Below are 23,597 nucleotides of genomic sequence, written 5' to 3'. Positions count from 1 at the left end.
AAAGTGTGCGAGATTTCGGGGGCAACGAAGCCGCCTCCGAGCCTCCACCATACAGCAAGTGATTCAGATGGATAAGGCGGGGCTAGCCGCCCCGTGCGCGGCGGCGAAGCGCGCCAATCAGGCGGCGGGCGCGTCGCAGCAGCGCGAGATGCGGCGCGAGCGCGCGCTCGTCGAGGTGCGCCAGGCTCGGGCGCGGCGGCGGCAGGTCGAAGCGCGCCGGCACGGCGATTGGCCGGCGCGGCCCGGCGCGCTCGCGCAGCTCGTCGGCGAAGGCGCGCCACTGGGCGGCGCTATGCTCGGGGGTATAGCCGGCGGCGATGCGCGCACGGGCCGCGTGCGACAGCTGCAGCCACAGCTCAGGGCTTTCGCGCAGGCGGCGCACTGCGGCCACAAACGCGTCCTCGCGATCGTCGACGAGCAGCCCGGTGATGCCGTGCTGCACCAGCTCGAGCGCGCCAGTCGGGGTGCTCAGGCAGATCGGCACAACCCCGCAGGCCATCGCTTCCATCACGGCCATGGGCAGCCCCTCCGAGTCCGAGAGCAGCACGAGCACGTGGCTGCGCAGCAGCTCGGCCTGGATCTGCTGGTTGTCGACGCTGCCGGCCAGGCGCACCGGCAGCCCCGCACCTTCGACGGCGAGCAGATCCTGCACCATGCGCCGCGAGGGGCCGTCGCCATAGAGCGCGCCGCTGGTCCCGGGCACGGCGCGCACAGCCCGGCAGATCGCGCGGGCCACGTCGAGCGAGCGCTTGTGCGTCTCGGCCAGGCGCCCGACGTACACCAGGCGCATTTCTTCGCCAGGCGGCTGCGCCTGCTCGCGCGGCAGCGGCGTGCCCGAGGTGACGCAGCGTATCATCGTGGTGGTGGCGCGGCCGCCGAGCCTGGCGCGCACGCGTGCCTCGACAAAGCGCGACACGCACACCAGGCCGTCGAGGCGGTACTCGGGCGGCCCGGCCACGAACTCGTCGATCAGCGCGTCGTAGAAGGCGTCGTCGCCGTGGATAGTGCCGATGGTGGTGATGCCGGCCGGGCGCAGCCAGCGCGTGGCGTAGTACGCCGGGGCGACATAATCGGGCGCGAGCACATCGGCGGCGTGGGCGTCGAGGTCGTGCAGCAGCGCGTGCAGCAGCGCCTCGGTGGATGCAGGGCGGGCGATCTGCGTGGTGGGCACGCCGCCGCGGCCGAGCGCCAGCGCGGTAGCTCCATCGGCGCGCCCGGCGGTGCGCAGCAGCAGCGCGCGTGGCGCGAGCCCCGGCCCGCGCAGCGCGGGCAGCAGCCGGCGCATCACGGTGTTTGGCCCGCCAATATGGTTAGGGCTATCGTAGGCGCAAAATGTGACGTTCATAGCGTTCAATTGGGCGAGCGCGCCAGCGACTTGAGCAGAAACATGGCCTGGCGTGCGAGATCGACCTCGGCGGCGCCGCGCAGCGGCGAGCGCTGAAACTGCCACCACACCCACGGGCCGAGCGCAGCCGAGAGCCGGCAGAGGGTGTACCAGCGCCGGCCGATTGCGCGCCGTAGCTCGGGCTCGGCGTAGGTGCCGGCGCGCTGGTTGGCCGCCAGCATGCGCTGCAGCCAGGCGTCGGCGGCGGCCACGAGCGCGCGCGTGGGCGTGAAGCGCGCGGTGCTGAGCGCCTCGTGGGCGGTCTGCTCGGCGGCGCTGGGCTCGAGCCCAAGCGCGCGCAAGAGCAGCACACGCACGCGCGCGGCGGCGGCATTCTGGGCGGCGCGCTGGCGCTGGCCTATTTGCGCGGCGTGCACGCGGTAGCGCAGCAGCACTTCGGGAATGTTCGCCAGCGCGCCGTGCTTGGCGAGCCGCAGCCACATGGCGTAATCTTCGGCGTGCTCGAATGCGCTGTCGTAGCGCAGCGCCTCGCGCCGCACGATCGCGGCGCGCAGCATACAGGCAGGGTGCGCCAGCACGTTGCGAAACAGCAGCTCGCAGCGGATCGCGGCATCGGCGATGGGGTAGCGCTCGACGCGCGCCGGCGCGTCGCCGAATGTCGCCACCCAGCTGCCGCACACCGCCACGCCGGGCTGGGCGTCCAGCAGCGCAACCTGGCGGGCCAGCCGCTCGGGCATGCAGATGTCGTCGGCGTCCATGCGCGCCAGGTAGCGGCCGCGCGCCAGCTCGAAGCCCTGGTTCAGGCGCGCGATCACGCCGGCGTTGCGCTCGCCGCGCACCACTTGCAGCCGGGCGTCGCGCGCGGCATACGCCGCGAGCAGCGCGTCGCTGCCGTCGGTCGAGGCGTCGTCAAGCGCGATCAGCTCGAACTCGGCAAATGTCTGCGCCAGCAGGCTATCGAGCGCGGCGGCCAGGTGAGCGGCGGCGTTGTACACCGGCATCACAACCGAAACCGCCGGGGGAGCTGTGGTATCGAAAGAGTGCATTTGCGATGTAGCCCAAACGTAGCTCTGGCGCCTCAGGCCAGCCCGGCGGCCTGCAGCACGTGGTCGATGCGCTGGTGCCACATGTGCTCGGCCTCGGTGCGGCGGGCGTAGGCGGCGGCGATCTTGGCGCGTGCCGGCTCGTTCTTTAGGTAGAAGCGCGCCAGCTCGGCACACTCCTCGAGCGTTTCAAACGGAATATACTCTTTGCCCGGCTCGTAGTAGGTATCGAGCGACGGCGCGCGGTGCGCCAGCATCAGCGTGCCGCTCAGGCCCATGTCGAACACACGGCTTTTGATCTGGCGGACATTCTGCTGCGAGCTGTCGAGCGGCGTGAACGAGATCTTCGAGCGATTCCAGAGCGCATTCACCTGCTCGAAGCTGATCGTGCTGAGCTCGTCGGCCAGCGTTGGCAGCGCGTACTTCAGCACATTCTGCTGCACGGCGCGGCGCGCGCGCTTCAGCGGCGACGCCGGGCGCGGCTCGTCGAACAGGTAGGTGCGCGTGCCTTTGCCGTAGGTCTTCAGCCCTGCTCGGCGCGCCAGCCAGCCGATCTGCGCGGCGCGGCTGCCGTACACCTGGCCCACAAAGCTAAAGTCGATATCTTTGGTCGCTGCGCGGCCATCCCAGAAGCCGGTGCAGGCCCACTGGGCGTGCAGCAGGTTCGGGTGGGCGGCTTTGTGCTGGGCATACACCTCGGGGCTATTGGTGACCATAAACGTGTACCAGGCAGCGCGCGGCTGCGAGTAGCTCGCCCAGCGCCACTCGTCGTCGCTGTTCCAGGCGATGATCGGGCAGTGCCGCCCGGCCTCGGCCAGCGTCTCTTGGCTGAACTCGTCGCGGTGGGTAGCCACAAACACCGCGTCGTAGCCGCCGCCACGCACCATCGCCAGGAACGCGCGGCTCAGCTGCTCGGGGCCGACGCGCGCGGCGGTGAGCCAGTCGAAGAAATCGACCTGGTGGCCGCGCGCCTGCGGCACCTTGTACAGGTAGTAGAACTGCGGCTCGACGCCGCGTGTCTGGCCGTAGTAGTAGTACGATGTGCACGACAGAATCTTCATCGCTTCTTGGCCGTCTCAATCATTTCTGCCAGCGTCTGGTCGATCGTGTAGGTGTAGTGCCACTCGGGGTAGTGGCGCTGGAACTTGCGTACATCGCTGACGTACCAAATGTGGTCGCCCTTGCGCGCCTGGTCGCTCAGCGTATAGCGCAGCCGGTGGCCGCTCAGCTCTTCGATCTTGGCGATCGCCTCGAGGATCGACACATTGGCGTAGCGCGACCCGCCCATATTGTACACTTCGCCAACGCGCGGCCGCTGGAAGAACTGCCAGAACGCCGCGATCAGATCGTGGCTGTGGATGTTGTCGCGCACCTGCTTGCCCTTGTAGCCGTTGATCGTGTAGGGTTTGCCCTTCACCGCGCACAGCACCAGGTAGGCCAGGAAGCCGTGAAGCTCGGCGCCGCTGTGGGCCGGGCCGGTCAGGCAGCCGCCACGGAACAGCCCGGTCTTCAGGCCGAAGTAGCGGCCATACTCCTGCGCGAGCATATCGGCGGCGACTTTGCTGACGCCAAACAGGCTGTGGGTGGTCTGGTCGAGGCTCATGGTCTCGTCGATGCCGTGGGCCGCGAACGGGTGGTCGTCGCGCACCTCCCAGCGCTGCTCGTGCTCGACCAGCGGCAGCTTATTCGGCGTATCGCCGTACACCTTGTTGGTGCTGGTGAAGATGAACACGGCCTCGGGGCAGTGCTGGCGGGTGGCCTCAAGCAGGTGCAGCGTGCCGTTGGCATTGACGGTGAAGTCGGTCAGCGGCTCGCGCGCGGCCCAATCGTGCGAGGGCTGCGCGGCGGTGTGGATCACGAGGGCGATCTCGTGGCCGTAGTGCCCGAACAGCGCACCGAGCTGGTCGCGGTCGCGGATATCAAAGGCGTAGTGGCGGTAGCGCGGGCAATCGGCCTGCAGCCGGCGCAAGTTCCAGGCGGTGCTGGCCTCTTGCCCGAAGAAATAGGCGCGCATATCGTTGTCGATGCCGGCCACCTCGTAGCCCTGGGCGTGGAAGAAGCGCACCGCCTCGCTGCCGATCAGGCCGGCCGAGCCGGTGACGAGTATCACTGATGCCATACAATTCCTCATTCTGCCGCGCGGCAGCGCCGCCGCGGACCCTAGCAGAGCGCAGAGCGAGTGGGCGTAGAGCGGAGAACAGTCGGTCTTGCTGATGCGCCCGGGTCACCCCACAGGATCACTATCTCTGCCCTGCGCTACGGTTGCGCGCTTTTGCGCAAACACGTGGCAGCCGAAGCACAGCAGCTCGGCCGAGCGGGTGTCGGCGGCCGAGAGGCGCGCCAGCGCGCGCAGCAGCACGCGCGAGGCCACTCGCTCCCACAGGCGCAGGCCGCCGCCGGCGTACTGCCCGGCCACGCGCGGCACCCGCCGCAGCTCCTGGCCGATGTACTCGAAGTAGTTGCCGTTGCGCTGGAAATCGAGCAGCTCGAAATCGTGCTGCGCCAGGTAGTGATCGTAGAAATAGCGGCTGAAGCCGGTGTAGAAATGGTAGGGCGCGAAGTGCGTAATGCTGCAGAATGGCGCGGTGATCAGCAGAAAGCCGCCGGGCCGCAGCAGCCGCGCGAACTCGGCCATGGCCTGGGCCGGGTGCGGGATATGCTCGAACACCTCGGTGCACATGATCGCGTCGAAGGCGCCGTCGGGCTCGGGGATGCGCGCGATGTCGCTCACGATGTCGAGCTTGCTCTGGTCCCAGCGGCCGGTCTGCAGCCCGACGCCGTTGCCCTGGCCGTCGTACTGCGCGAAGTCCTGCGCCACGTAGCGCAGGTGGCCGCAGAAGCGCTCGAACTGCCGCTCGCCGGCACCGGCGTCGAGCAAGCGCGCGCCGGCCGGGATCTTCTGCAGCGTCTGGGCGATCCAGGCCACGCGGGTCGATTCGTTCTGTGTGCCGACGCTCATGCGCGCTCCTTTACAAACCAGAAGCAGCCGCAGCCGTACGCCTGCGCGTCGGCCTGGGCGCGGGTGGCCGGCACGATCAGCCCGCCGTCGCGCGCGTGGTCGGGCACCAGCGCGAACTCGCGCAGCGCCAGCCCGGCGAACGCTTCTAGCACCTGGTCGTAGGCGTAGATGCGGTGTGCGTTAAACACCAGGCGCGGCCGGCCGACCGGCGTGACGAACAGCAGCGAGCCGCCCGGCGCCAGCACGCGCTTCAGCTCGGCGATCGCCTTCAGGTCGCCGTCGGGGTCGATCGGGTCGCCGTAGCGCCCGAGGCCGACGTGCTCGACGGTGTGCATGCACGAGATCGACTCGACGCTCGCGTCGGCAAACGGCAGCGCCAGCAGGTCGGCGAAGTGCGAGCTGAGGTTGTCCATGCTCAGGTCGGCCGGGCGGTAGTCGTAAAATTGCACCGGCACGAACGCCGACACAATCGCGCTGAAGTGCAGGGTCGACGAGATGTCGACGTGCAGCGCCGGGCGGGTGCGCGCCAGGACGCGCGCGGCCCAGGCGGGATGGTAGGTGTAGTGGCGGTCGAAGGGTGTGCGGGCGGTGCGGTCGAGCAGAAACGCGTGGCGCTCGGCCCAGCGCGCCGGGAAGCGCGGCGACGGCCCGGCCAGCCGCTGGTAGCGCGCGAAGTCGCGGCGGAATTCTGGGTAGGCGCGCGCGAGCTTCAGCATGCCAAGCAGCTGGCGCGCCGCTGGATTGTGCAAAATCGCCTGGAGCATAGGTTACTTGCGCTTTGGCAGCAGCGCGCGCGCCGCCTGCCGGTACGATTGCCGTGCGCGCGCCAGCAGGCCGGGCCGGCGCGGCTGGCTCTGGCGGAGCTGCGCGGTGGTGTAGTGCTGAAAGTAGCCGCGCAGCTCGGCCTCGGCGGCGGCCGGCGCCGAGATGATCACGTCTTCGAGCACAACTGTGTAGCGCCGGCCCCGCGCGTCGAGCGCGCGCAGCACCGCCGCGATATCGGGCCACTGCGTGGCCTGGTGCGGCTGCGGCGGCGGCGCCAAAAACAGCCGCGCGTCGTCGATCAGAATAAAGTGCTGCTCCTGGTCGCCGAGGATGATCGCGATCTCGTCGAGGATCGGGCACTCGTCGTTCGCGCCGTAGGTGGCGCCATCGCTCCAGTGCGCGTCGAGCCAGAAGATCGCTGGCGCGCCCAGCCGCGGCAGCAGCGCCGCCAGCTGCTCGCGGGTATGGCCGAACAGCAGTGTAATCTGCGGCACATGGCCGTGCGCCGCCAGCGCCTGCTGGTAGATCGGCTCGGCGAACTCGATCGTGAACACCTGGCGAAAGTGCTGGCTGGCCCAGCGCGCGGTGTTGCCGAGAAAGGTGCCGGTTTCGACGAACAGCGCCACGTGGTACTGGCGCAGCAGGTGTAGCACGATCGCCTCAGGCGGGCCTTGCCGGATATTACCCATACAACCACATCACCTTGCGCGCTAGCCAGCCGCTTCGATCTCGTACTTGCGCGCGTTCAACATCAGGCCGCCGCGCGCCGGGCTGATCGGCTGCTCGCCCGCCGCGATCTCACTCACCGACACGTGGCCCAGGCCGGGCACGTAGTAGAATGGCCGCCCGTGCGTCGAAAGCCCGACTGCGAACTGCAGCTCCGACGGCCCAAGCGGCAGGTCGCAGCAGAAGGCCACGCGGTAGCGCCCGGCCGGCAGATCTTTCGGCTGCGACCAGTAGGTGATCACCGGGATGCTGTCGATCGTCACAATGCCGACCGCGGCAGTCACCTGGCCGAGCGGCTTGTGCAGCTCGAACTCCAGCGTGATATTCCAGGGCTCGCCAAGCCTGAACTCGGCCTGCGGCTGGCCGGCGGGCGTTGTAAAGCCCAAGCTGAGCGCGGTGCCAGGCGCGCCGGCGCCGGATGCCGGCAGCTCGACCTGCGGCGCCAGGTCGGCCGCGCTCGACGCCAGGTACTGTGCGATCACCTGGTCGGTCGGACCGATCGCCGCGACCTGGCCGCCCTTCAGCATGATCGTCTGGCTGCAGAGCGTGCGCACGGCGGCCATGTTGTGGCTCACGAACAGCACGGTGCGGCCGGCGTTGGCCACGTCTTCCATCTTGCCCAGGCACTTTTTTTGAAACTGCGCATCGCCAACCGCCAGCACCTCGTCGACAATCAGGATCTCGGGGTCGAGATGCGCGGCGACGGCAAAGGCCAGGCGCAGGTACATGCCGCTGGAGTAGTGCTTCACCGGCGTGTCGATAAAGCGCTCGACCTCGGCGAACTCGACGATCTCGTCGAACTTGCGCTCGATCTCGGCGCGCCGCATGCCCAGAATGGTGCCGTTGAGAAAAATATTCTCGCCGCCGGTCAGCTCGGGGTGGAAGCCAGTGCCAACCTCGAGCAGCGTGCCGACGCGGCCGCGCAGCTCGGCGTAGCCCTCGGTCGGCTCGGTGATGCGCGAGAGCACCTTCAGCAGCGTGCTCTTGCCGGCGCCGTTGCGCCCGACGATGCCCACCACCTCGCCGCGGCGCACCTCGAACGACACGTCGCGCAGGGCCCAGAACGACTCGGTGCGCGGCCGTGGGCGGGCCTGGCCGCGCAGCAGCGCGCGCGCGCCGCGCACCGGCGCCAGCGCCATGTCGGCCAGCGTGTCGCGCAGCGTTTTGTAGCGCTCCTGCGGGCCGCCGATTGTGAATTGCTTGCCCAGGCCGTGGGCGCTGATGGCTATGTCCGACATATAGTTTTGTTAGGCGGTTTGCAAGTTTCCGGGTTCAGCCAGCTTGTACAGCCTATCGAATTTTGTTCGCATGTTTGTAAATGAGCGGACTTACGCGGTCGCCTGCGATATAGGCTCCTTCTGCCTGCGGCAGCAGGGTATTTCGCTTTCTTTTGTGCTCAGATGTTGGCGCTCTGCGCCAACATCTGAGCACCATCCATAAAAAAGTACCGCTCTGCCGAAGGCAAAAACGCGCACCGCATAAGTCCTGTAAGTCAGGCGGGTGAGGCGCTCGGCATTCTCCCTGCAACTTGCAACCTGCAGCGCTTACACCACATCCGCGAAATTCTTCTCCATCCGCCGGAAGTAGAACGCCCCGCTCACCAGGATGGCGAGGGCCGCCAGCGTCGACACCAGCACGATCAGGCCGGGCGCCGCGCCAGTGCCGAGCAGCGCCCAGCGAAAGCCCTCGACTACGCCGACCATCGGGTTGACGCCGTAGATCGCGCGCCAGCGCTCGGGCACGATGCTGCTGGGGTAGGCGATCGGGCTGGCGAACTGCCAGATCTGGATCAGAAACGGCACGACATAGCGCACGTCGCGAAACTCGACATTCAGCGCCGAGAGCCACAGGCCCACGCCTAGCGCGGTGACGAGCGCCAGCAGCAGCAGCAGCGGCAGCCACAGCACATTAAATGTCGGCGCCACCTGGTAGTACACCATCATGCCCAGCAGCACCACAAACGCCAGCACGAAATCGACGACGCCCGAGAGCACCGAGGCGATCGGCACTACCAGCCGTGGGAAGTAGACTTTTTTGATCAGGTTGGCGTTGCCCACCAGGCTGTTCGACGACTGGCTCAGCCCGTTGGCGAAGAACGTCCAGGGCACCAGCGCGGCGTAGGTATAGATCGAATAGTTGATCGGCACGGTTTTATCGAAGCCGCCGAGCGCGCCGAAGAATAGCGCGAACACCACCATGGTGAAGAATGGCTGGATGATCGCCCATGCCGCGCCCAGCGCCGTCTGCTTGTAGCGCACCTTCACGTCGCGCCAGATCAGGAAGTAGATCAGCTCGCGGTAGAACCATAGCTCGCGCAGCCGCAGCGCGATCCAGCCGCGCGATGGCTGGATGCGAATCAGCGGCGGCTCGCCGGCGCCGCTAGGGGCGGTGGGTGCGAGGTGCGGGCTGGTGTTTGGCAGCGGAGATTCGGCTGTTGGGCGGCTGCGCGCCCGCACGATGTTGTCGGAGTTGTCGGCCATAGGATGCATTATATCACGATCCAGCGTGCTGATGCCGTGCGCGCCGCGCGCGCCTGCCACGGCGGGTGTGGGCGTCGATCAGGCGCTCGAGCCGCGCCGGGTCGCCGCGCCGCGCGCGGGCTAGCTCGTGGCGCAGTGCTAGCGTCTCGCCCAGGTGGCGCCAGTTCCACAGCCACGCGCCCGGCAGATCTAGCTGGCGGCGTAGCACGATCTTTGCCACTGTTTTCAACGCCAGCGCCACGGCGAAAGGTACGGCCCGCCGCCAGCGCATGGTTTTCAGGTAGGTGCGCAGGCTATTTTTCGTGGCCTCGGCGTCCCAGCGGGCGCCGCCGCCGCTGCCGCCGCGCGGGTGGTACACCAGCGCCTCGAAGTCTTCGAGCACGCGCCAGCCCAGCAGCCAGGCGCGCCAGCACAGGTCGGTGTCTTCCCAGTAGAGGAAGAAGCGCTCGTCGAAGCCGCCCAGCTGCTGCCAGGCCGCGCGCCGGATCGCGAGCGCGCAGCCGGGCACTGCGGCGGTCTCGGCCACTAGCGTGGCCGCGCGCGGCGGCGGCTCGTCGGGGTAGAGCGTGGTTGGGCAGATGATCGCGGCGTCGGGGTGCGCGGCCAGGTGGCGCGTGAGCGCCGCCAGCCAGCCTGGCGTTACCGTCACGTCGGGGTTGAGAAACACCAGCAGCTCGCCGCGCGCCGCCTGCGCACCCTGGTTGCATGCCCGCCCGAAGCCGACGTTTTCGCGGTTGGCCAGCAGGCGCGCCTGCGGGAAGCGCGCGGCCACCAGCGCGGCCGTGCCGTCGGCCGAGGCGTTGTCGACGACGATCAGCTCGCGGGGCGCGTACTCGGCGGCGTCCAGCGCGGCCAGGCAGCCCGGCGCCAGCGCGGCGCTGTTGTACGTCACCACGATCAGCGATACCAGCGGCGCCCAGGCTGTGTCGGTCGGTTGGTTCACGGAAGCCTCAGCTATCGCGCCGGCGCGTGTCGCCGGGCACTTGTTATGATACCACCGGGCGGCGTTTTTCGGCTGAGCGCGCCGCACTGGCAGCCGCAACAGTGCTATAATGGGCGGCACCCCAGTGTTGGTTTGCCAGCTGCTATTGGCCCGTCTGCGCGCTGCGGGCGCGCCGCACGAGGAATCAGGTGATGATCGACGACAAACCCCAGCACGAATGCGGCATTTTCGGCATCTACGCGCCCGACGAAGACGTGGCGCGTTTGACGTTTTTTGGCCTGTACTCGTTGCAGCACCGCGGCCAGGAAAGCGCCGGCATCGCCGTATCGGACGGGCGGCGCATCAGCATGCACAAAGAGATGGGCCTGGTGGCCCAGGTGTTCGACGAAGCCAGCCTGCGGCCGCTGCACGGCCAGCTGGCGATCGGCCATACGCGCTACTCGACCACCGGCTCGTCGAAGCTGCAAAACGCCCAGCCTTTTGTCGTCGAGAGCGCGCTTGGGCCGCTGGCGGTGGGCCACAACGGCAACCTCACCAATGCCCACGATCTGCGCCAGGAGCTGCTGCATCGCGGCGTCGGGCTCACCTCCACCAGCGACAGCGAAGTGATCACCCAGATGCTGGCGGGCGGCGAGGGCCGCAGCTGGGACGAGAAGCTGCGCGTGTTTATGGTGCGTGCGCAGGGCGCCTACTGCCTGACGGTGCTGACGCGCGACCAGCTGTACGCCGTGCGCGACCCGTGGGGCCTACACCCGCTGTGCATCGGGCGGCTGGGCGAGCAGGGCTGGGTTGTGGCCTCTGAAAGCTGCGCGCTCGCAACGATTGGCGCCCAGCTGGTGCGCGAGATCGAGCCCGGCGAGATCGTCGCGGTGGGCGAGGGCGGCCCGCGCACGGTGGCGCGCATGCCTGCGCCCAAGCGCGCGATGTGCTTGTTTGAGTATATCTACTTTGCCCGCCCCGACAGCCTGATCGACGGCCAGACGCTGCACGCCGCGCGGGTGGCCCAGGGCCGCGAGCTGGCGCGCGAGGCGCGCGCCGATGCCGATATCGTCATCCCCGTGCCGGACAGCGCCGTGCCGGCGGCGATCGGCTACGCGCAGGAGGCCAACATCCCCTACAGCGAGGGCCTGATCAAAAATCGCTACATCGGCCGCACGTTCATCCAGCCCGACGATCGGCTGCGCAAGGTCGGCATCCAGCTGAAGTTCAACCCGCTGGCCGATAACCTGGCCGGCAGGCGCGTGGTGCTGATCGACGACAGCATTGTGCGCGGCAACACCTCGGGCCCGATCGTGCGGCTGCTGCGCGACGCCGGCGCGCGCGAGGTGCATATGCGCGTGTCGTCGCCGCCCATCCGCCACCCCTGCTTTCTCGGCGTCGATATGGCTACCTACCCCGAGCTGATCGCTCACCGCATGAGCATCGCCGAGATCCAGGATTTCCTCGGCGTCGACAGCCTGGCCTACCTCAGTCTCGAGGGCCTGATCCGCGCTACTGGCCACGCCGAGGCCGGCTTCTGCCGTGGATGCTTCACCGGCAAGTACCCGGTCGATGTTCAGCTGCTGGAAAAGGAAGCCTTCGAGCGTTGAGCCAGGCAGGCCGAGAGATAGGAGGGCGAGGGGCGGGGATGAGGAACGATGGCCTTCTGTGTCGCCGTGCCTGCTTGGCTTTTCGAGAAAGCCGTACGCTGCGTGAGTAACAACGATTTCGGCGAGCGTCTGCTCAAGCTCTACGACGCGCTGGCGGGGCATTTCGCCCACGAGCCGCACTGGTGGCCGATCGTCACCGATGCGCCGCAGTTCGAGATGATCGTGGGGGCGGTGCTGGTGCAGCAGACGCGCTGGGAAACGGTTGAAGCGGCGATTGTGCGGATGCACGAGGCCGGGCTGATGCGCCCGCAGGCGCTGGCCGCGGCCGATACGCAGGCGCTGGCCGCGCTGATCCGGCCTTGCGCGTTTCAGGGGCAGAAGGCGCTTGGGCTGCAAATGATCGCGCGCTACTTGGCCGAGCGCTACGGCGGCGATGTGGGCGCGCTGCTGCGCCAGCCGCGCGCCCCGCTGCGCGCCGAGCTGATGGCGATGCCGCGGGTCGGCCAGGAGACTGCCGACACGATCATGCTCTACGCCGGCGGGCACCCGGTGTTTATTGTGGATGCCTACGCGCGCCGGCTGCTGGCCCGGCTTGGCCTGCTGCCCAGCTTCGACTTCGCCCGCGCGCCCTACGACACCGTGCAAACCCTGGTGGAAGCTGCGGCTACCACGATCGTGCCTGCCCTGCCGGTATCGCTCACCGAGTTTTTCTGGAATTTTCACGCGCTGATTATCGAAGAGTGCATCCACCACTGCCTGGCGAACAATCCGCGCCAGGATCGGCCGGGCTTGCGGCGCGCGTTTGTCGACCCGCGCAAGTGTGCCGAGCACTGCCTTGAGTGCGCGGGCTGCCCGCTGCGCGCCATGTGCGCGTCGTACCACCCGAGGGGCTGAAGGCGCCAGAGCGAGGAGATCGGCGCAGCGGCGGGGCGGCAAGCCGCCCCGCCGCTGTGTGCTCGCTGGGGCAGTGTAGCTATAAAGGAGCAGCAGCATCCGGGCTCGGCCGGAACGCCAGCTCCCATAGCCATGCGCCATGCTCGCCGCGCCGGCCATACCACACCGCAGCGGTTGGCGCGCAGTTGCCATTGTCGTAAACGTGTGGCTTGAGGTCGATCCGGTCGTTGGAGGTGTGCTCGAGCAGCGAGCGGATCGGTGCGCCGTGGCTCACCAGCGCCACCCGCCGCAGCTGGCTGTCGTCGAGCTGCGCCAGCACCTCGGCGGTGCGCGCGCGGATCTGGTTCATCTTTTCGCCCGGCGCGCCCTCGCGCAGCCCCTCGGCGAACACGATCGGCAGCTCCAGCGCCCGCGCGATCGCCTCGGCCGTCTGGCGGGTGCGGATGAATGGCGACGCCAGCAGCCGCTCGATCCCGCGGCCGCGCAGCCAGGCGCCGGTTTGCTCGGCCTCGCGCTCGCCGATGGGCGTCAGCGGCGGGCCGGGCGGCGTGTGGTACGGCACCGCGCTGGTGCGGTCGGGCGCGGCGTGGCGCACCAGGTACAGTTCTTCAAGCATGCTCTTTCGTCACTTGGGTGATAGTTTGAGCTTTACAATCCTGCGAGGTTTGGAGGGCCTTAGTCCTCCAAGATTTCACATGCTTTGTGCCGCTCGATAAAGCGCAATGTGCTTCATCGCGCGGTATAAGCAATGTTTTGGCGCGTCGAAGCCGCCCCAGGCCCCACCACACTGTAAAGGCGGCAGCCACGTGGCTGCCGCCGGCGGTATTGTAGCAGAAAATCGTGTAACTGGCTTGGCCGGTTTTTCTGGTATAGTATGAAGCACCTCTTCTATCACGCGCGCCCTGCACCGCCTTTGGCGGCGCTCGCGTGTCGCACGGTGCGCAAGCTCGGCAGCCATCCGGGCGAGCGCAGCTCACAAGCCCGGTGTGGCCGAAGATTGGCATCCTTGTTTACACCAACCGCGAGGCCATAGGCAATGGTTATTGGCGATTGGCTCGGGCATCGCGAGCAGCTCAGCCCCGATAAAGTCGCGCTGGTCGATCTGGCCGGCGGCGAGCGACGGCTGGTGACATACCGCGCGTGGAATCGCGCGGCCAACCGCACGGCCGCGCTGCTGCGCGCGCGCCTGGGCGTGCGCAAGGGCGATCGCGTGGCCGTGCTGGCGCACAACTGCGCCGAGTACCTCGATATCTGGTTCGCCTGCGGCAAGCTTGGCGCGATCCTGCAGAACCTGAACTGGCGCCTCACCCCGCCCGAGCTGGCCGCGCTGATCGCCGACGCCCAGCCGCGCGCCCTCGTGTACGGCCCCGACTTCGCGGCCCAGGCCGAGGCGCTGCGCAGCCAGGCGCCCGGCGTGCGGTTCGTGGCGCTTGGCCCGGCGCTCGCCCACCCCGCCGACACGCCATTCGCCGAGCGTGACGCGCTGCCCGACGCGCCGCCACCGCCGGTCGATGTGGGCTGGAATGACGCGTGGGTGATCTGCTATACCGGCGGTACCACCGGCCTGCCCAAGGGCGCGCTGCTGACCCACCGCGCGATCACGTGGAACGCGATCAACACCAACACCAGCTGGGGCCTCGCGCCCGATGATGTCGCCATTCTGAATGCCCCGCTGTTCCATACCGGCGGCCTGAACGTGTTCACCGCGCCGCTCGTACACATCGGCGGCACCTCGATCGTCTGCCGTGGCTTCGACTGCGACCAGGTGTACGACCTGGTGCGCGACGCGGGCGTGACGCTGTTCTTTGGCGTGCCGACGATGTTCATCGCGCTGCAGCAGCACGCGCGCTGGCCCGAGGCCGATTGGAGCCGGCTGAAGCTGGTGATCAGCGGCGGCGCGCCCTGCCCGCTGCCGGTGTTCGAGCGTTTCTGGGAGCGCGGCGTCGACTTCAAGACCGGCTATGGCCTCACCGAGGCCGGGCCAAACACCTTCTGGCTGCCGCGCGCCGACGTGCGCCGCAAGCCTGGGGCGGTCGGCTTCCCGCTGATGCACATCGACACCCGCATTGTAGCCCCCGACGGGCGCGAGTGCGCGGCCGACGAGCCGGGCGAGCTGCTGATCCGCGGGCCGCACATGTGCGCCGGCTACTGGAACCGGCCCGACGATACCGCCAGCGCGATCGTGAATGGCTGGCTGCACACCGGCGACCTGGCGCGGCGCGACGCCGAGGGCTGCCACTGGATCGTCGGGCGGCTGAAAGATGTTATTATCTCGGGCGGCGAAAACATCTACCCGGCCGAAGTCGAGAATGTGCTGGCCGCGCACCCGGCCGTGGCCGAAGCCGCGCTGATCGGCGTGCCCGACGCCGCCTGGGGCGAGGTTGGCCGTGCGGTGGTGGTGGCGCGGCCGGGCAGCGCGCTGGCCGAAGACGAGCTGCTCGCCTTCTGCCGCGAGCGCCTGGCGCGCTACAAGATCCCTAAGCGCGTGGTGCTGGCGCCCGAGCTGCCGCGCACCGGCGCGGGCAAGGTCGATAAGCTTGAGCTGCAGCGCCGCTACGGCGCATAGCCCGGCTATTCCTCGCTGCGGCGAGAGGGCGGTCAAATCACAGGACTTACGCGGTGCGCGTTTTTGCCTTCGGCAGAGCGGTACTTTTTCATGGATGGTGCTGAGATTGTGGCGCAAAGCGCCAACATCTCAGCACAAAGGAAAGAACAGTACCATGCTGCCGCAGGCACAACAAGCCCATATCGCAGGCGACCGCGTAAATCTTGTCAAATCAGAACAGAGCGAGGGCGTGATGCCGTTTGTCGATGCTGGCGACCTGCGCGTGCACTACCTCGAGCACGGCGCGGGCGAGCCGATCGTGTTTGTGCATGGCAACTGGGCTAGCGCCAGCTGGTGGGAGCCGGCGCTGGCGCGCTTGCCGCAGGGCTGGCGCGGCCTGGCCTACGATATGCGCGGGCGCGGCCAGACCGCCGGGCCTGATTCGAGCTACAGCGTGGCCGCGCTGGCCGCCGACCTTGCCGCGTTTATGGATGCGCTGGGGCTCGCGAGCGCGCACCTGGTGGGCCATTCGCTTGGCAGCGCGGTGGTGCTGCAGCTCGCGCTCGAGCAGCCCGAGCGCGCGCGCACGCTCGTGGCAGTGGCGCCGCCTTGGGTCGATGGGATGCCGCTGCCTGAAGGCGCCGAGGCGCGACAGCGCGCGCTGAAGGCCGACCCGGCCATGTTTGCCCAGGCGCTGAAGGCGATTGCGCCGGCCGTGGCCGACGACGCGTACTGGCGGCGGCTGGTGGCCGAAGGGCACCAGCAGCGGCTCGCAGCTGTGCTTGGCAACCTGCCGGCGCTGGCCGAGTGGCGGCCGGGCAGGCGGCTACGTGCCGCCGGCGCGCGTGCGCTGGTGCTGGCCGGCGAGCACGACATCCTGGTGACCGACGCGGTGTCGGCGCGCGCGGCCGAGGCGTTGGGCTGCCGCCGCATCGTACTGCCAGGCGTCGGCCACTCGCCACCTATCGAGGCGCCCGATCAGTTCGTGGCCGCGCTGCTGGCGCACATTCGATAGGATTAGGACATCATTGGAAATAGAAGCGGCCGGCTAGCCGCACCGCACCAAGCCACAACAGCAGAAGGAGCACCACAGTGGGCAGCATCCCAACTCTTCCCGGCGTCACCTCGCAGATGATCGACACCCCACGTATTACCACGCACGCGCTATTCAGCGGGCCAGGCGATGGCACCCCGGTGCTGTTCATCCACGGCAACGCCTCGTCGTCCACCTATTGGGAAGAAACCATGCTGGCGCTGCCGCCTGGCTTCCGCGCCATCGCGCCCGACCTGCGCGGCTATGGCGACACCGAGGACAAGCTGCTCGACGCGACGCGCGGCCTCGACGAGTGGGTCGACGACCTGCTGAGCCTTGTCGACACGCTCGGTATCGAGCGCTTCCATGTAGTCGGGCACTCGCTGGGCGGCGCGATCGTGTTCAGCCTGATCGCCGCCGCGCCCGCGCGCGTGCTGACGGCCACGCTGGCCGCGCCCGGCTCGCCCTACGGCTTTGGCGGCAGCAAAGGGCTAGACGGCGCGCCCTGCTACGATGATTTTGCCGGCTCAGGCGGCGGCGTAGTGAACCCCGAGTTCGCGCGCCTGCTTGGCGAGGGCGACCGCAGCACCGATAACCCGCAGGGCTCGCCGCGCGTGGTGATGAACAGCTTCTACTGGAAGCCGCCGTTCCGCCCGGCGCGCGAGGAAGATCTGCTGTCGTCGCTGCTGAGCGAGAAGGTCGGCTCCGACAAGTACCCCGGCGATTTCGTGGCCTCGGCCAACTGGCCCGGGATCGCGCCAGGCGTGCTTGGTCCGGTGAACGCAATGTCGCCAAAGTATGTCGGCGACAGCGTGCAGCGCTTCGTGGCTGCCAGCCCCAAGCCGCCGGTGCTGTGGGTGCGCGGCGCCGACGACCAGATCGTGTCGGATAATTCGTTTTTTGAGTTCGGCACCCTGGGCAAGTTCGGCATCGTGCCGGGCTGGCCGGGCGACGAAGTTTACCCGCAGCAGCCAATGGTGAGCCAGACGCGCGCCGTGCTGGAAGCGTACCAGGCGAATGGCGGCTGGTTCAGCGAGCAGGTGTTCGCGGATGTCGGCCATACGCCGTATATCGAGAAGCCGGCTGAGTTCAATGCGCTGCTGGCCGAGCATCTGGCGCGCGCCTCGTAGTACCAAACCCGGCTGATCGCTTGCTTTATGCTAGGGTCGGGGGCGGCAAAGCCGCCCTTGGTGCTGCATGGTGAGGGTTCGGGGGCGGCTTTGCCGCCCCCGAATTTCTTTTTGTGATGCCCTGCTCGGCTTCGCCAGGCAGGGCATCACAAAACAGAATTGGTGTAACAGCCTATTGACAGCTGAACGTCACACTGCTATAATTACAGCTAAATAACAGCATTGCTGTCAATGGAGTGTTATGCAGCTATTAATCATTGGTGGCACAGTTTTCTTAGGCCGGCATCTGGTCGAAGCTGCAGTGGCGCGCGGGCACAGCGTGGTGCTGTTTAATCGCGGCCAGCACAACGCCGATCTGTTTCCCGAGCTAGAGAAGCTGCGCGGCGACCGCGACCCGAGCCAGGATGCGGGGCGCGGGCTGGCGCAACTGCGCGCCCGGCATTGGGATGCGGTGATCGACACTAGCGGCTACGTGCCGCGCGTGGTGCGCGCCGCCGCCGAAGCGCTTGCCGGTGCGGCACACTACACGTTTATCTCCACCATCTCGGTCTACCCGCATTTTCGTGTGGCCGGCATCGACGAGCACGTGCCGGTGGCGACGCTCGATGATCCGACCGTGGAAGATGTGACGGGCGAAACATACGGCCCGCTCAAAGCGCAGTGCGAGGCCGAAGTTTCACGCGTTTTCGGCGAGCGGGCGCTGATCATCCGCCCGGGGCTGATCGTTGGCCCGCACGATCCGAGCGACCGCTTCACCTACTGGGTCGATCGGGTCGCGCGCGGCGGCGAGGTGCTGGCGCCACAGCCGCCTGGCCGGCCGGTGCAGCTGATCGACGCGCGCGACCTTGCGGCCTGGACGATCCAGCAGGTCGAGGCGCGCCAGGCTGGCGTCTACAATGCTACTGGCCCAGCCACGCCGCTTGGCTTTGAGCAGCTGCTGGAAACATGCCGCGCGGCGGCGGGCGGCGACGCGCGCTTCACCTGGGTTAGCGAAGAATTTCTGCTCGAGCAGGGGGTTGAGCCGTGGGTCGGTCTGCCGCTGTGGATCCCCAGCAGCGACGCCGACACGCTTGGCTTTGGCAGCGTCAGCTGCTCGAAGGCGCTGAGCGCGGGGCTGGCGTTTCGCGAGCTTGCCGCGACGGTGCGCGACACGCTGGCCTGGTGCGCGGCGCGTGGGGCCGAGCACCAGTGGCGCGCCGGCATCGGCCCCGCGCGCGAGCGCGAGCTGCTCGGCGCCTGGCACGCGCGCGGAGGGTAGGCGGGCATGGCCGAGGAAACACTCTATACTATTGGCGAGCTCGCCGAGCTGGCTGGAGTCACGCCGCGCACCATTCGCTACTACACCGCCGAAGGGCTGCTGCCGCGGCCCGACGCGCGCGGCCAGTACGCGCTGTATAGCCCCGAGCATTTGCTGCGACTCCGGCTGATCGGCCAGCTGAAAGCGGGCTATTTGCCGCTCGGCGCGATCAAAGCGCGGATCGAGCATCTGTCGGCCGATGAGATCCGCACGCTACTGGGGCAGCAAGAGCCGCCACCCCCGCCCGACAGCGCCGCAGAGTACGTCGCACGGCTGCTGAGCGCTCCGGCACGCCAGCAGCTGGCCGAGGCGCCGCTGCCCTATCAGCTGCCTGGAGCGCCGCCTTGCGGTAGCGTCGCGCAGCCCCAGGCCAACCTGGCCGCCGCAGCGCCTGCTCAGCCGATGCCACCACACCGGCTCGCCGAGATGCCGGCGCCCGCTCCGGCTCTGGCGGTCGCGCTACAGGCGCCGCGCGCCGAAATGGCGATCGCAGATGCCGACCAGTGGCGGCGGATCACGATTGAGCCAGGGGTTGAGCTGCACATACGCGAGCCACTGAACGACCAGCAGCGCCGCGCGGTTGAGCGCCTGATCGCGTTTGGGCGCACGCTGTTCGGGCGCGAAAGCTCCTAATACGCTGTTCGCTCGATCACTTCTAGATCGTGTTGCACTACGTGGCGAAGCCACGTAGTGCAACACAATAAGCTGGGGGCGGCTTCGCCGCCCCCAAACCCCCACCAAAGTGTCAGTAATCAAGCGAATATGCTACCTGAGGAGGGCACCATGGACGAGCAAGTACTGAAGCTTACCGCAAGCGCCGACCGGCGCCTGGTGGCGTGCGAGGTATCGTCGCAGCGCACCGTCGAGTGGGCGATCAGCGCGGCTGAGCTGCCGCGCCATGCCAATCGCGCGCCGCTCAATATTGCGCTGATCCTCGATCGCAGCGGCTCGATGCAGGGCGAGAAGCTGCGGAATGTGCAGCATGCCGCGAAGTATGTGCTCGATCTGCTCGACGAGCGCGACCGCGTCGCACTTGTCGCCTACGACGACCAGGTATCGCTGGTGGCCAGGAGCACGCCGGTGACGGCGGCGCAGCGCGATGTCCTGAAGCGCGCGGTCGATGCGCTGCGGCCCGGCGGATGGACCGACCTGTCGGGTGGCTGGGTCACCGGCTGCCACGAGGTTGCGGCCTACCAATCGAGCGCTGGTGTCAACCGCGCGCTGCTGCTCACCGATGGCCTGGCGAACCGCGGTATCACCGACGTCGAAGAACTGGCCCACCACGCCAGCGAGCTGCGCGTGCGCGGCGTGGCGACATCGGCATTCGGCGTTGGCCTTGGGTTCAACGAGCAGCTGCTGGCCGCGCTGGCCGAACAGGGCGGCGGGCACTTCTACTATATCGAGCGGGCCGAGCAGATCGCCGAAGTATTTCGCCGCGAGCTGGGCGAATTACTGACGGTAGTAGTGCGCGAGGTGTTTGTCACGATCACCGTACCGCGCGGTGTCACGGTTGAGCTGCTGGGCGACTTGCCACACGAGCGCGTGGGCGACCGCCTCCGCATCTTCCTGGGCGATCTGTGCGCTGGTGAGCGGCGCCTGCTTTACACGCGGGTACTGACACCGCCGGACGCGTCGGGTGCGAGCGTGGCGCTCGCCGGCACACTGTGCTACGCCGATCTCGATGGCCGGACGGCTACCGTTGAGGCTACCGTGGCGTTCAGCTATGCGCCCGAGGCCGACGTATTGCGCCTGCCGCTGGCCGAGGAGCTGCTGCGGCGCGCGAGCGAAATTGAGCTTGCGGCCAGCACAGTGCGGGCGCTGCGGCTCGAGCGGGCCGGCCAGCCTGGGCAGGCGCGGGCGCTGCTGCTGCAGTCGCTGGCCGCAGCTGCGCCGTACTTGGCCGCGCCTGCTGCCGCGCAGTACAGCGCGCTGGCCGAGCAGATGGGCGATGGTATGAGCGAAGGCCAGCGCAAAGCGACGCATTTTGCGGCTTATCAGGCACGCCAATCGCGCAAGTAGCGCTAGCTACGCCTCGGGCTCGAGGTAGAAGCTCAAGGGGTAGCCGGCCGAGCGCGCGGCGCTATGGGCGTTATACACCCGCTCGCGCGCTTCGGCATATGGCAGCGTCGCGACGTATGCCTCACCCTGGTGGTGCGCCTGAAGCATGACGCTCTCCGCGCGCTCGATCGAAAGATCGAAGATCGTCAAGAGCACCAGGATCACGAACTCCATCGGCGTGATATCATCGTTCTCGATAATGACGCGATATGGGCTCTCTAGCTCTTCGTCGCTGACGAGAACCAGCTCGATTCCAGTGGTTGTTTTTGGCTGTGCGACGTCTATTGGTACGGTCATAGGGCTTGTATACGTCCGTCATCTACGCGGCTGCGCTCCGGGCGGCCTGGGCTTTGCGATGGAGCCGATCTGTGCGAACAAGCGCTTGATCAGCGCCCCGCGAATGCTCAGCCAGTCGCGGTCCAGGTCGCTGGGCGTGGCGCCGCTAGTGCGGCTGTAGCGCTCGCCGACATACGCATCGACGATGCGGGTGATTGCGGCCTGCTGCTCGGGTAGCTGGCGCTCCAGCTCGCGGCCGTACTCGTATGGCGTACGGTGCTCATTATACGGCAGTCCAGCCCAGTTTGCCAGGCGTGTCAGCCGGGTGTAGGCAGCGCTGGCAGGCGAGAGACCCTGAACTTCGCGGCGCAGCGACAGGAAGAATAGCCCGACACCGGCAAGCAGCGCGGCCAGCACCCCACCGCCGATCACTAGCTGGCGTAGCTGCTCGCGCGCCTGGCGCTCGGCCTGGGCTCGCCGCAGATCTTCAAGCGAGGCCGACGTGCCGCCTTGTTTCAGGCGCTCTTCTTCGAGCAGGCGGCGTAGCCGCTCTTCAGCGTCATTCTGGCTGATCGGCGGCACGCTTGGCCCGGCACTCGGGTCGGCCGGGTCGGCGAGCGGCAGGGCCGGCCGCACTGGCACGCTGGCGTACGAGGCCGGCGTTGGCTCGAAGCGCTGCCAGCCATAGCCGGGAAAATACACCTCGGGCCAGCTGTGCCCCACGCTTTCGCGCACGATATAAGCATTCTGCTGCGGGTCGAGCGCGCCGCCGGCATAGCCCTGCGCTAAGCGCGCCGGAACGTTGAGCGAGCGAAGCAGCACCACCATGGCGGTAGCAAAATCGTCGCAGTAGCCGCGCTGGGCGCTGAAGAGGAAGTAATCGACCCAGTCGCGATCTTCCGGCGGCCGCGGCCGGGTTTCATCGTATTTCAGGGTACGCAGGTAACTCTCGATCGCTTTAGCCCGGTCGTATGGCGCAACAGCACCAACCTGCTGCACAATCTCGATCGCCTTGGCGCGCGTGCGGTCGGTGAGCGTGTCTGGCAGCTGGAGGTAGTGTGATTTCACCCAGTCGGGGTAGCTGTCGCCGGCCTGGCGCAGGCTCTGCTCGTCGACCGTCGATATATACGTCGAGACGGTATAGACGGTGGTAGGCTGCAATGGGCTTTCGGCAAACACCGCGGCGATCTCGTCGAAATTCGGCACCGGGTTGCCACTGTTGGCCGTCAGAAAGCCGTTCTGGATCAGCACGGGGATGGTTGCCGACGAGAACTCGCCGCCGAAGATCATCAGGTCGGTATTCGCCTGGTTGACGATTTCAACAGTCTGGGTGATCAGAGTGCGGCCGGCCAGGTCGGCCTGCGGCACGGCTGTGTTCGGCGCGATCGGGCTGCGCGCCTGGATCTCGGTCGAGTAATCGAGTGCGGCGCGCGCGCGCTCGCCGACGGTGCTATCCCACCCTTGGCCAGTGTAGCGGTCTTTGGTCACTGCACGCCAGTACTCGTACTTCGGCGAGCGGATGCGCAGGACCTCGGTGTCGCCGAGCGCGCGCGGCCCGCCGGCCCGCACTGTGCCAGTTGCGAAGTTGCCGCCGCCGCTTCCGGGCGGCGCGTTAATGGTGCTGAAGGCTTTCTCCCAGCCCTCGCGCGCGGCCGTCAGCGGCAGGCTGATCGTGCGCCAGACCTGCGCCACCTGCGTGTTGCTGACGGTGCCGGGCAGCAGGCTGGTCACCAGCACGATCAGGCTGCAGAACAGCGTGGCGGCCACGAGAAAGCGCCAGGGCATGAACTCGGGGTACTCGACGGCCGAGGCTTGCCAGCGCTGCTGGTGGCGCACAATGTTCTGGTGCACAATCACCAGCAGCGCGCTGCCGAGAAATAGGAAGAACAGCTGGTTGGGCTTTGGCGAGGCAAAGGTGTAGTTCACCAAGATCGTAAATGCGTTCAGCACTACCGCCCACCAGGCGCGGTGCGAGCGAAACAGCAGCCAGCCGGTGGCGTAGCCGAGCGCCCACATGAGCAGCGCCAGCGCCACCACGAACAGCACAATATCTTCGCCACGCCCACCGGCGCCGAGCACGCGCAGCCAGATGATCATGCGAATCATGATCTCGCTGGCCCAGTCGCCCCAGGTCAGCAGCCGCGCGCCCAGCGCCGGCCCTAGCTCGTGGCCAACTTCGCGCACCAGCAAGGCGCCGCTGTTCTGCACCGCCCAGGCCACCCCCAGCGCCGCGCTGAGCAGATGCGCCAGCCAGCCCGGTAGCCAGCGCAGCTGAGCGAAGACGATCCCCAGCAGCAGCGCCGGCAGCGCTACAACCGTCAGAATATTCAGCCCCTCGGCCCAGTTCGATATGGCGATGCTACGCGTGACCGACCAGAGCATCAGCGCGGCCAGGATGCCGCCCGGCACCACCACCGGCAGATTCCAGCGCAGATACCATGGAATATATGGCCGCGCGGCCCGTGTTGTTGCTACCATCGCTATGAAACGCTTTCGGGGCGCATGCGCCGGCTT

At 67.8% G+C, this 23,597-nt stretch carries 21 protein-coding genes; 8 read left to right on the top strand and 13 right to left on the bottom strand.

Annotated features, from left to right (window positions below):
* Positions 1–82: 82 nt before the first annotated feature.
* From U0177_RS09370 to U0177_RS09325, 10 genes are all read right to left on the bottom strand, one after another.
* The gene (locus U0177_RS09370; RefSeq protein ID WP_409570348.1) at positions 83–1,345 is read right to left on the bottom strand and encodes a glycosyltransferase family 4 protein; all 1,263 of its coding nucleotides are present in this window, start codon (positions 1,343–1,345) and stop codon (positions 83–85) included.
* A gap of 5 nt (positions 1,346–1,350) precedes the next feature.
* On the bottom strand, positions 1,351–2,391 hold the full coding sequence (locus U0177_RS09365; protein ID WP_409570347.1) for a glycosyltransferase family 2 protein: 1,041 nt from the start codon (positions 2,389–2,391) through the stop codon (positions 1,351–1,353).
* 32 nt (positions 2,392–2,423) lie between these two features.
* Positions 2,424–3,449, bottom strand: coding sequence for a glycosyltransferase (locus tag U0177_RS09360; RefSeq protein ID WP_409570346.1), 1,026 nt, complete (start codon positions 3,447–3,449; stop codon positions 2,424–2,426).
* The gene (locus U0177_RS09355) at positions 3,446–4,507 is read right to left on the bottom strand and encodes an NAD-dependent epimerase/dehydratase family protein (protein ID WP_409570345.1); all 1,062 of its coding nucleotides are present in this window, start codon (positions 4,505–4,507) and stop codon (positions 3,446–3,448) included. Before U0177_RS09355 ends, U0177_RS09360 begins: the two co-directional genes overlap by 4 nt.
* Positions 4,508–4,612: 105 nt before the next feature.
* Positions 4,613–5,347, bottom strand: a complete 735-nt coding sequence (locus U0177_RS09350; RefSeq protein WP_409570344.1) for a class I SAM-dependent methyltransferase — start codon at positions 5,345–5,347, stop codon at positions 4,613–4,615.
* Positions 5,344–6,111, bottom strand: a complete 768-nt coding sequence (locus tag U0177_RS09345) for a DUF268 domain-containing protein (RefSeq protein ID WP_409570343.1) — start codon at positions 6,109–6,111, stop codon at positions 5,344–5,346. Before U0177_RS09345 ends, U0177_RS09350 begins: the two co-directional genes overlap by 4 nt.
* Before the next feature lie 3 nt (positions 6,112–6,114).
* A complete protein-coding gene (locus U0177_RS09340) occupies positions 6,115–6,801 on the bottom strand; it encodes a hypothetical protein (protein ID WP_409570342.1) in 687 nt (228 codons plus the stop codon).
* Between the two features lie 21 nt (positions 6,802–6,822).
* On the bottom strand, positions 6,823–8,076 hold the full coding sequence (locus U0177_RS09335; protein WP_409570341.1) for a polysaccharide ABC transporter ATP-binding protein: 1,254 nt from the start codon (positions 8,074–8,076) through the stop codon (positions 6,823–6,825).
* 306 nt (positions 8,077–8,382) lie between these two features.
* Positions 8,383–9,318: an ABC transporter permease gene (locus tag U0177_RS09330; RefSeq protein ID WP_409570340.1), complete on the bottom strand. Its 936-nt coding sequence runs from the start codon at positions 9,316–9,318 to the stop codon at positions 8,383–8,385.
* 13 nt (positions 9,319–9,331) lie between these two features.
* On the bottom strand, positions 9,332–10,261 hold the full coding sequence (locus tag U0177_RS09325) for a glycosyltransferase family 2 protein (RefSeq protein ID WP_409570339.1): 930 nt from the start codon (positions 10,259–10,261) through the stop codon (positions 9,332–9,334).
* Positions 10,262–10,452: 191 nt separating this feature from the next.
* Here U0177_RS09325 and purF point away from each other — a divergent pair, with 191 nt between their 5' ends.
* Together purF and U0177_RS09315 are read left to right on the top strand one after the other, a co-directional pair.
* Entirely contained in the window at positions 10,453–11,850 is a 1,398-nt protein-coding gene (gene purF, locus U0177_RS09320; RefSeq protein ID WP_409570338.1) for an amidophosphoribosyltransferase, read from the top strand.
* Between the two features lie 102 nt (positions 11,851–11,952).
* Complete coding sequence (locus U0177_RS09315) at positions 11,953–12,744, top strand: endonuclease III domain-containing protein (protein ID WP_409570337.1); 792 nt, start codon at positions 11,953–11,955, stop codon at positions 12,742–12,744.
* A 79-nt stretch (positions 12,745–12,823) separates the two neighbouring features.
* Here U0177_RS09315 and U0177_RS09310 read toward each other — a convergent pair whose 3' ends face one another.
* Complete coding sequence (locus U0177_RS09310; protein ID WP_409570336.1) at positions 12,824–13,360, bottom strand: histidine phosphatase family protein; 537 nt, start codon at positions 13,358–13,360, stop codon at positions 12,824–12,826.
* Between the two features lie 420 nt (positions 13,361–13,780).
* Here U0177_RS09310 and U0177_RS09305 point away from each other — a divergent pair, with 420 nt between their 5' ends.
* The 6 genes from U0177_RS09305 (at position 13,781) to U0177_RS09280 (ending at position 20,768) form a co-directional block, all read left to right on the top strand.
* Complete coding sequence (locus U0177_RS09305) at positions 13,781–15,310, top strand: acyl-CoA synthetase (RefSeq protein WP_409570335.1); 1,530 nt, start codon at positions 13,781–13,783, stop codon at positions 15,308–15,310.
* Positions 15,311–15,542: 232 nt separating this feature from the next.
* The gene (locus U0177_RS09300) at positions 15,543–16,304 is read left to right on the top strand and encodes an alpha/beta fold hydrolase (RefSeq protein WP_409570334.1); all 762 of its coding nucleotides are present in this window, start codon (positions 15,543–15,545) and stop codon (positions 16,302–16,304) included.
* 77 nt (positions 16,305–16,381) lie between these two features.
* Positions 16,382–17,452 carry an alpha/beta hydrolase gene (locus U0177_RS09295; RefSeq protein ID WP_409570333.1) on the top strand — a complete coding sequence of 357 codons (1,071 nt, stop codon included), beginning with the start codon at positions 16,382–16,384 and terminating at the stop codon, positions 17,450–17,452.
* A 241-nt stretch (positions 17,453–17,693) separates the two neighbouring features.
* Positions 17,694–18,710: an NAD-dependent epimerase/dehydratase family protein gene (locus U0177_RS09290; RefSeq protein ID WP_409570332.1), complete on the top strand. Its 1,017-nt coding sequence runs from the start codon at positions 17,694–17,696 to the stop codon at positions 18,708–18,710.
* Positions 18,711–18,716: 6 nt separating this feature from the next.
* Complete coding sequence (locus U0177_RS09285) at positions 18,717–19,382, top strand: MerR family transcriptional regulator (protein ID WP_409570331.1); 666 nt, start codon at positions 18,717–18,719, stop codon at positions 19,380–19,382.
* Positions 19,383–19,532: 150 nt separating this feature from the next.
* Positions 19,533–20,768: a vWA domain-containing protein gene (locus U0177_RS09280; RefSeq protein WP_409570330.1), complete on the top strand. Its 1,236-nt coding sequence runs from the start codon at positions 19,533–19,535 to the stop codon at positions 20,766–20,768.
* 6 nt (positions 20,769–20,774) lie between these two features.
* Here U0177_RS09280 and U0177_RS09275 read toward each other — a convergent pair whose 3' ends face one another.
* The gene (locus tag U0177_RS09275; protein ID WP_409570329.1) at positions 20,775–21,104 is read right to left on the bottom strand and encodes an ATP-dependent Clp protease adaptor ClpS; all 330 of its coding nucleotides are present in this window, start codon (positions 21,102–21,104) and stop codon (positions 20,775–20,777) included.
* An 18-nt stretch (positions 21,105–21,122) separates the two neighbouring features.
* Complete coding sequence (locus U0177_RS09270; protein WP_409570328.1) at positions 21,123–23,561, bottom strand: transglutaminase domain-containing protein; 2,439 nt, start codon at positions 23,559–23,561, stop codon at positions 21,123–21,125.
* Positions 23,562–23,597: the final 36 nt, after the last annotated feature.

Source organism: Kouleothrix sp. (assembly GCF_046328425.1).
Classification (GTDB): domain Bacteria; phylum Chloroflexota; class Chloroflexia; order Chloroflexales; family Roseiflexaceae; genus Kouleothrix.
The sequence above is the reverse complement of the archived record's forward strand: the minus strand, read 5'-3'. Positions and strand labels throughout refer to the sequence as shown.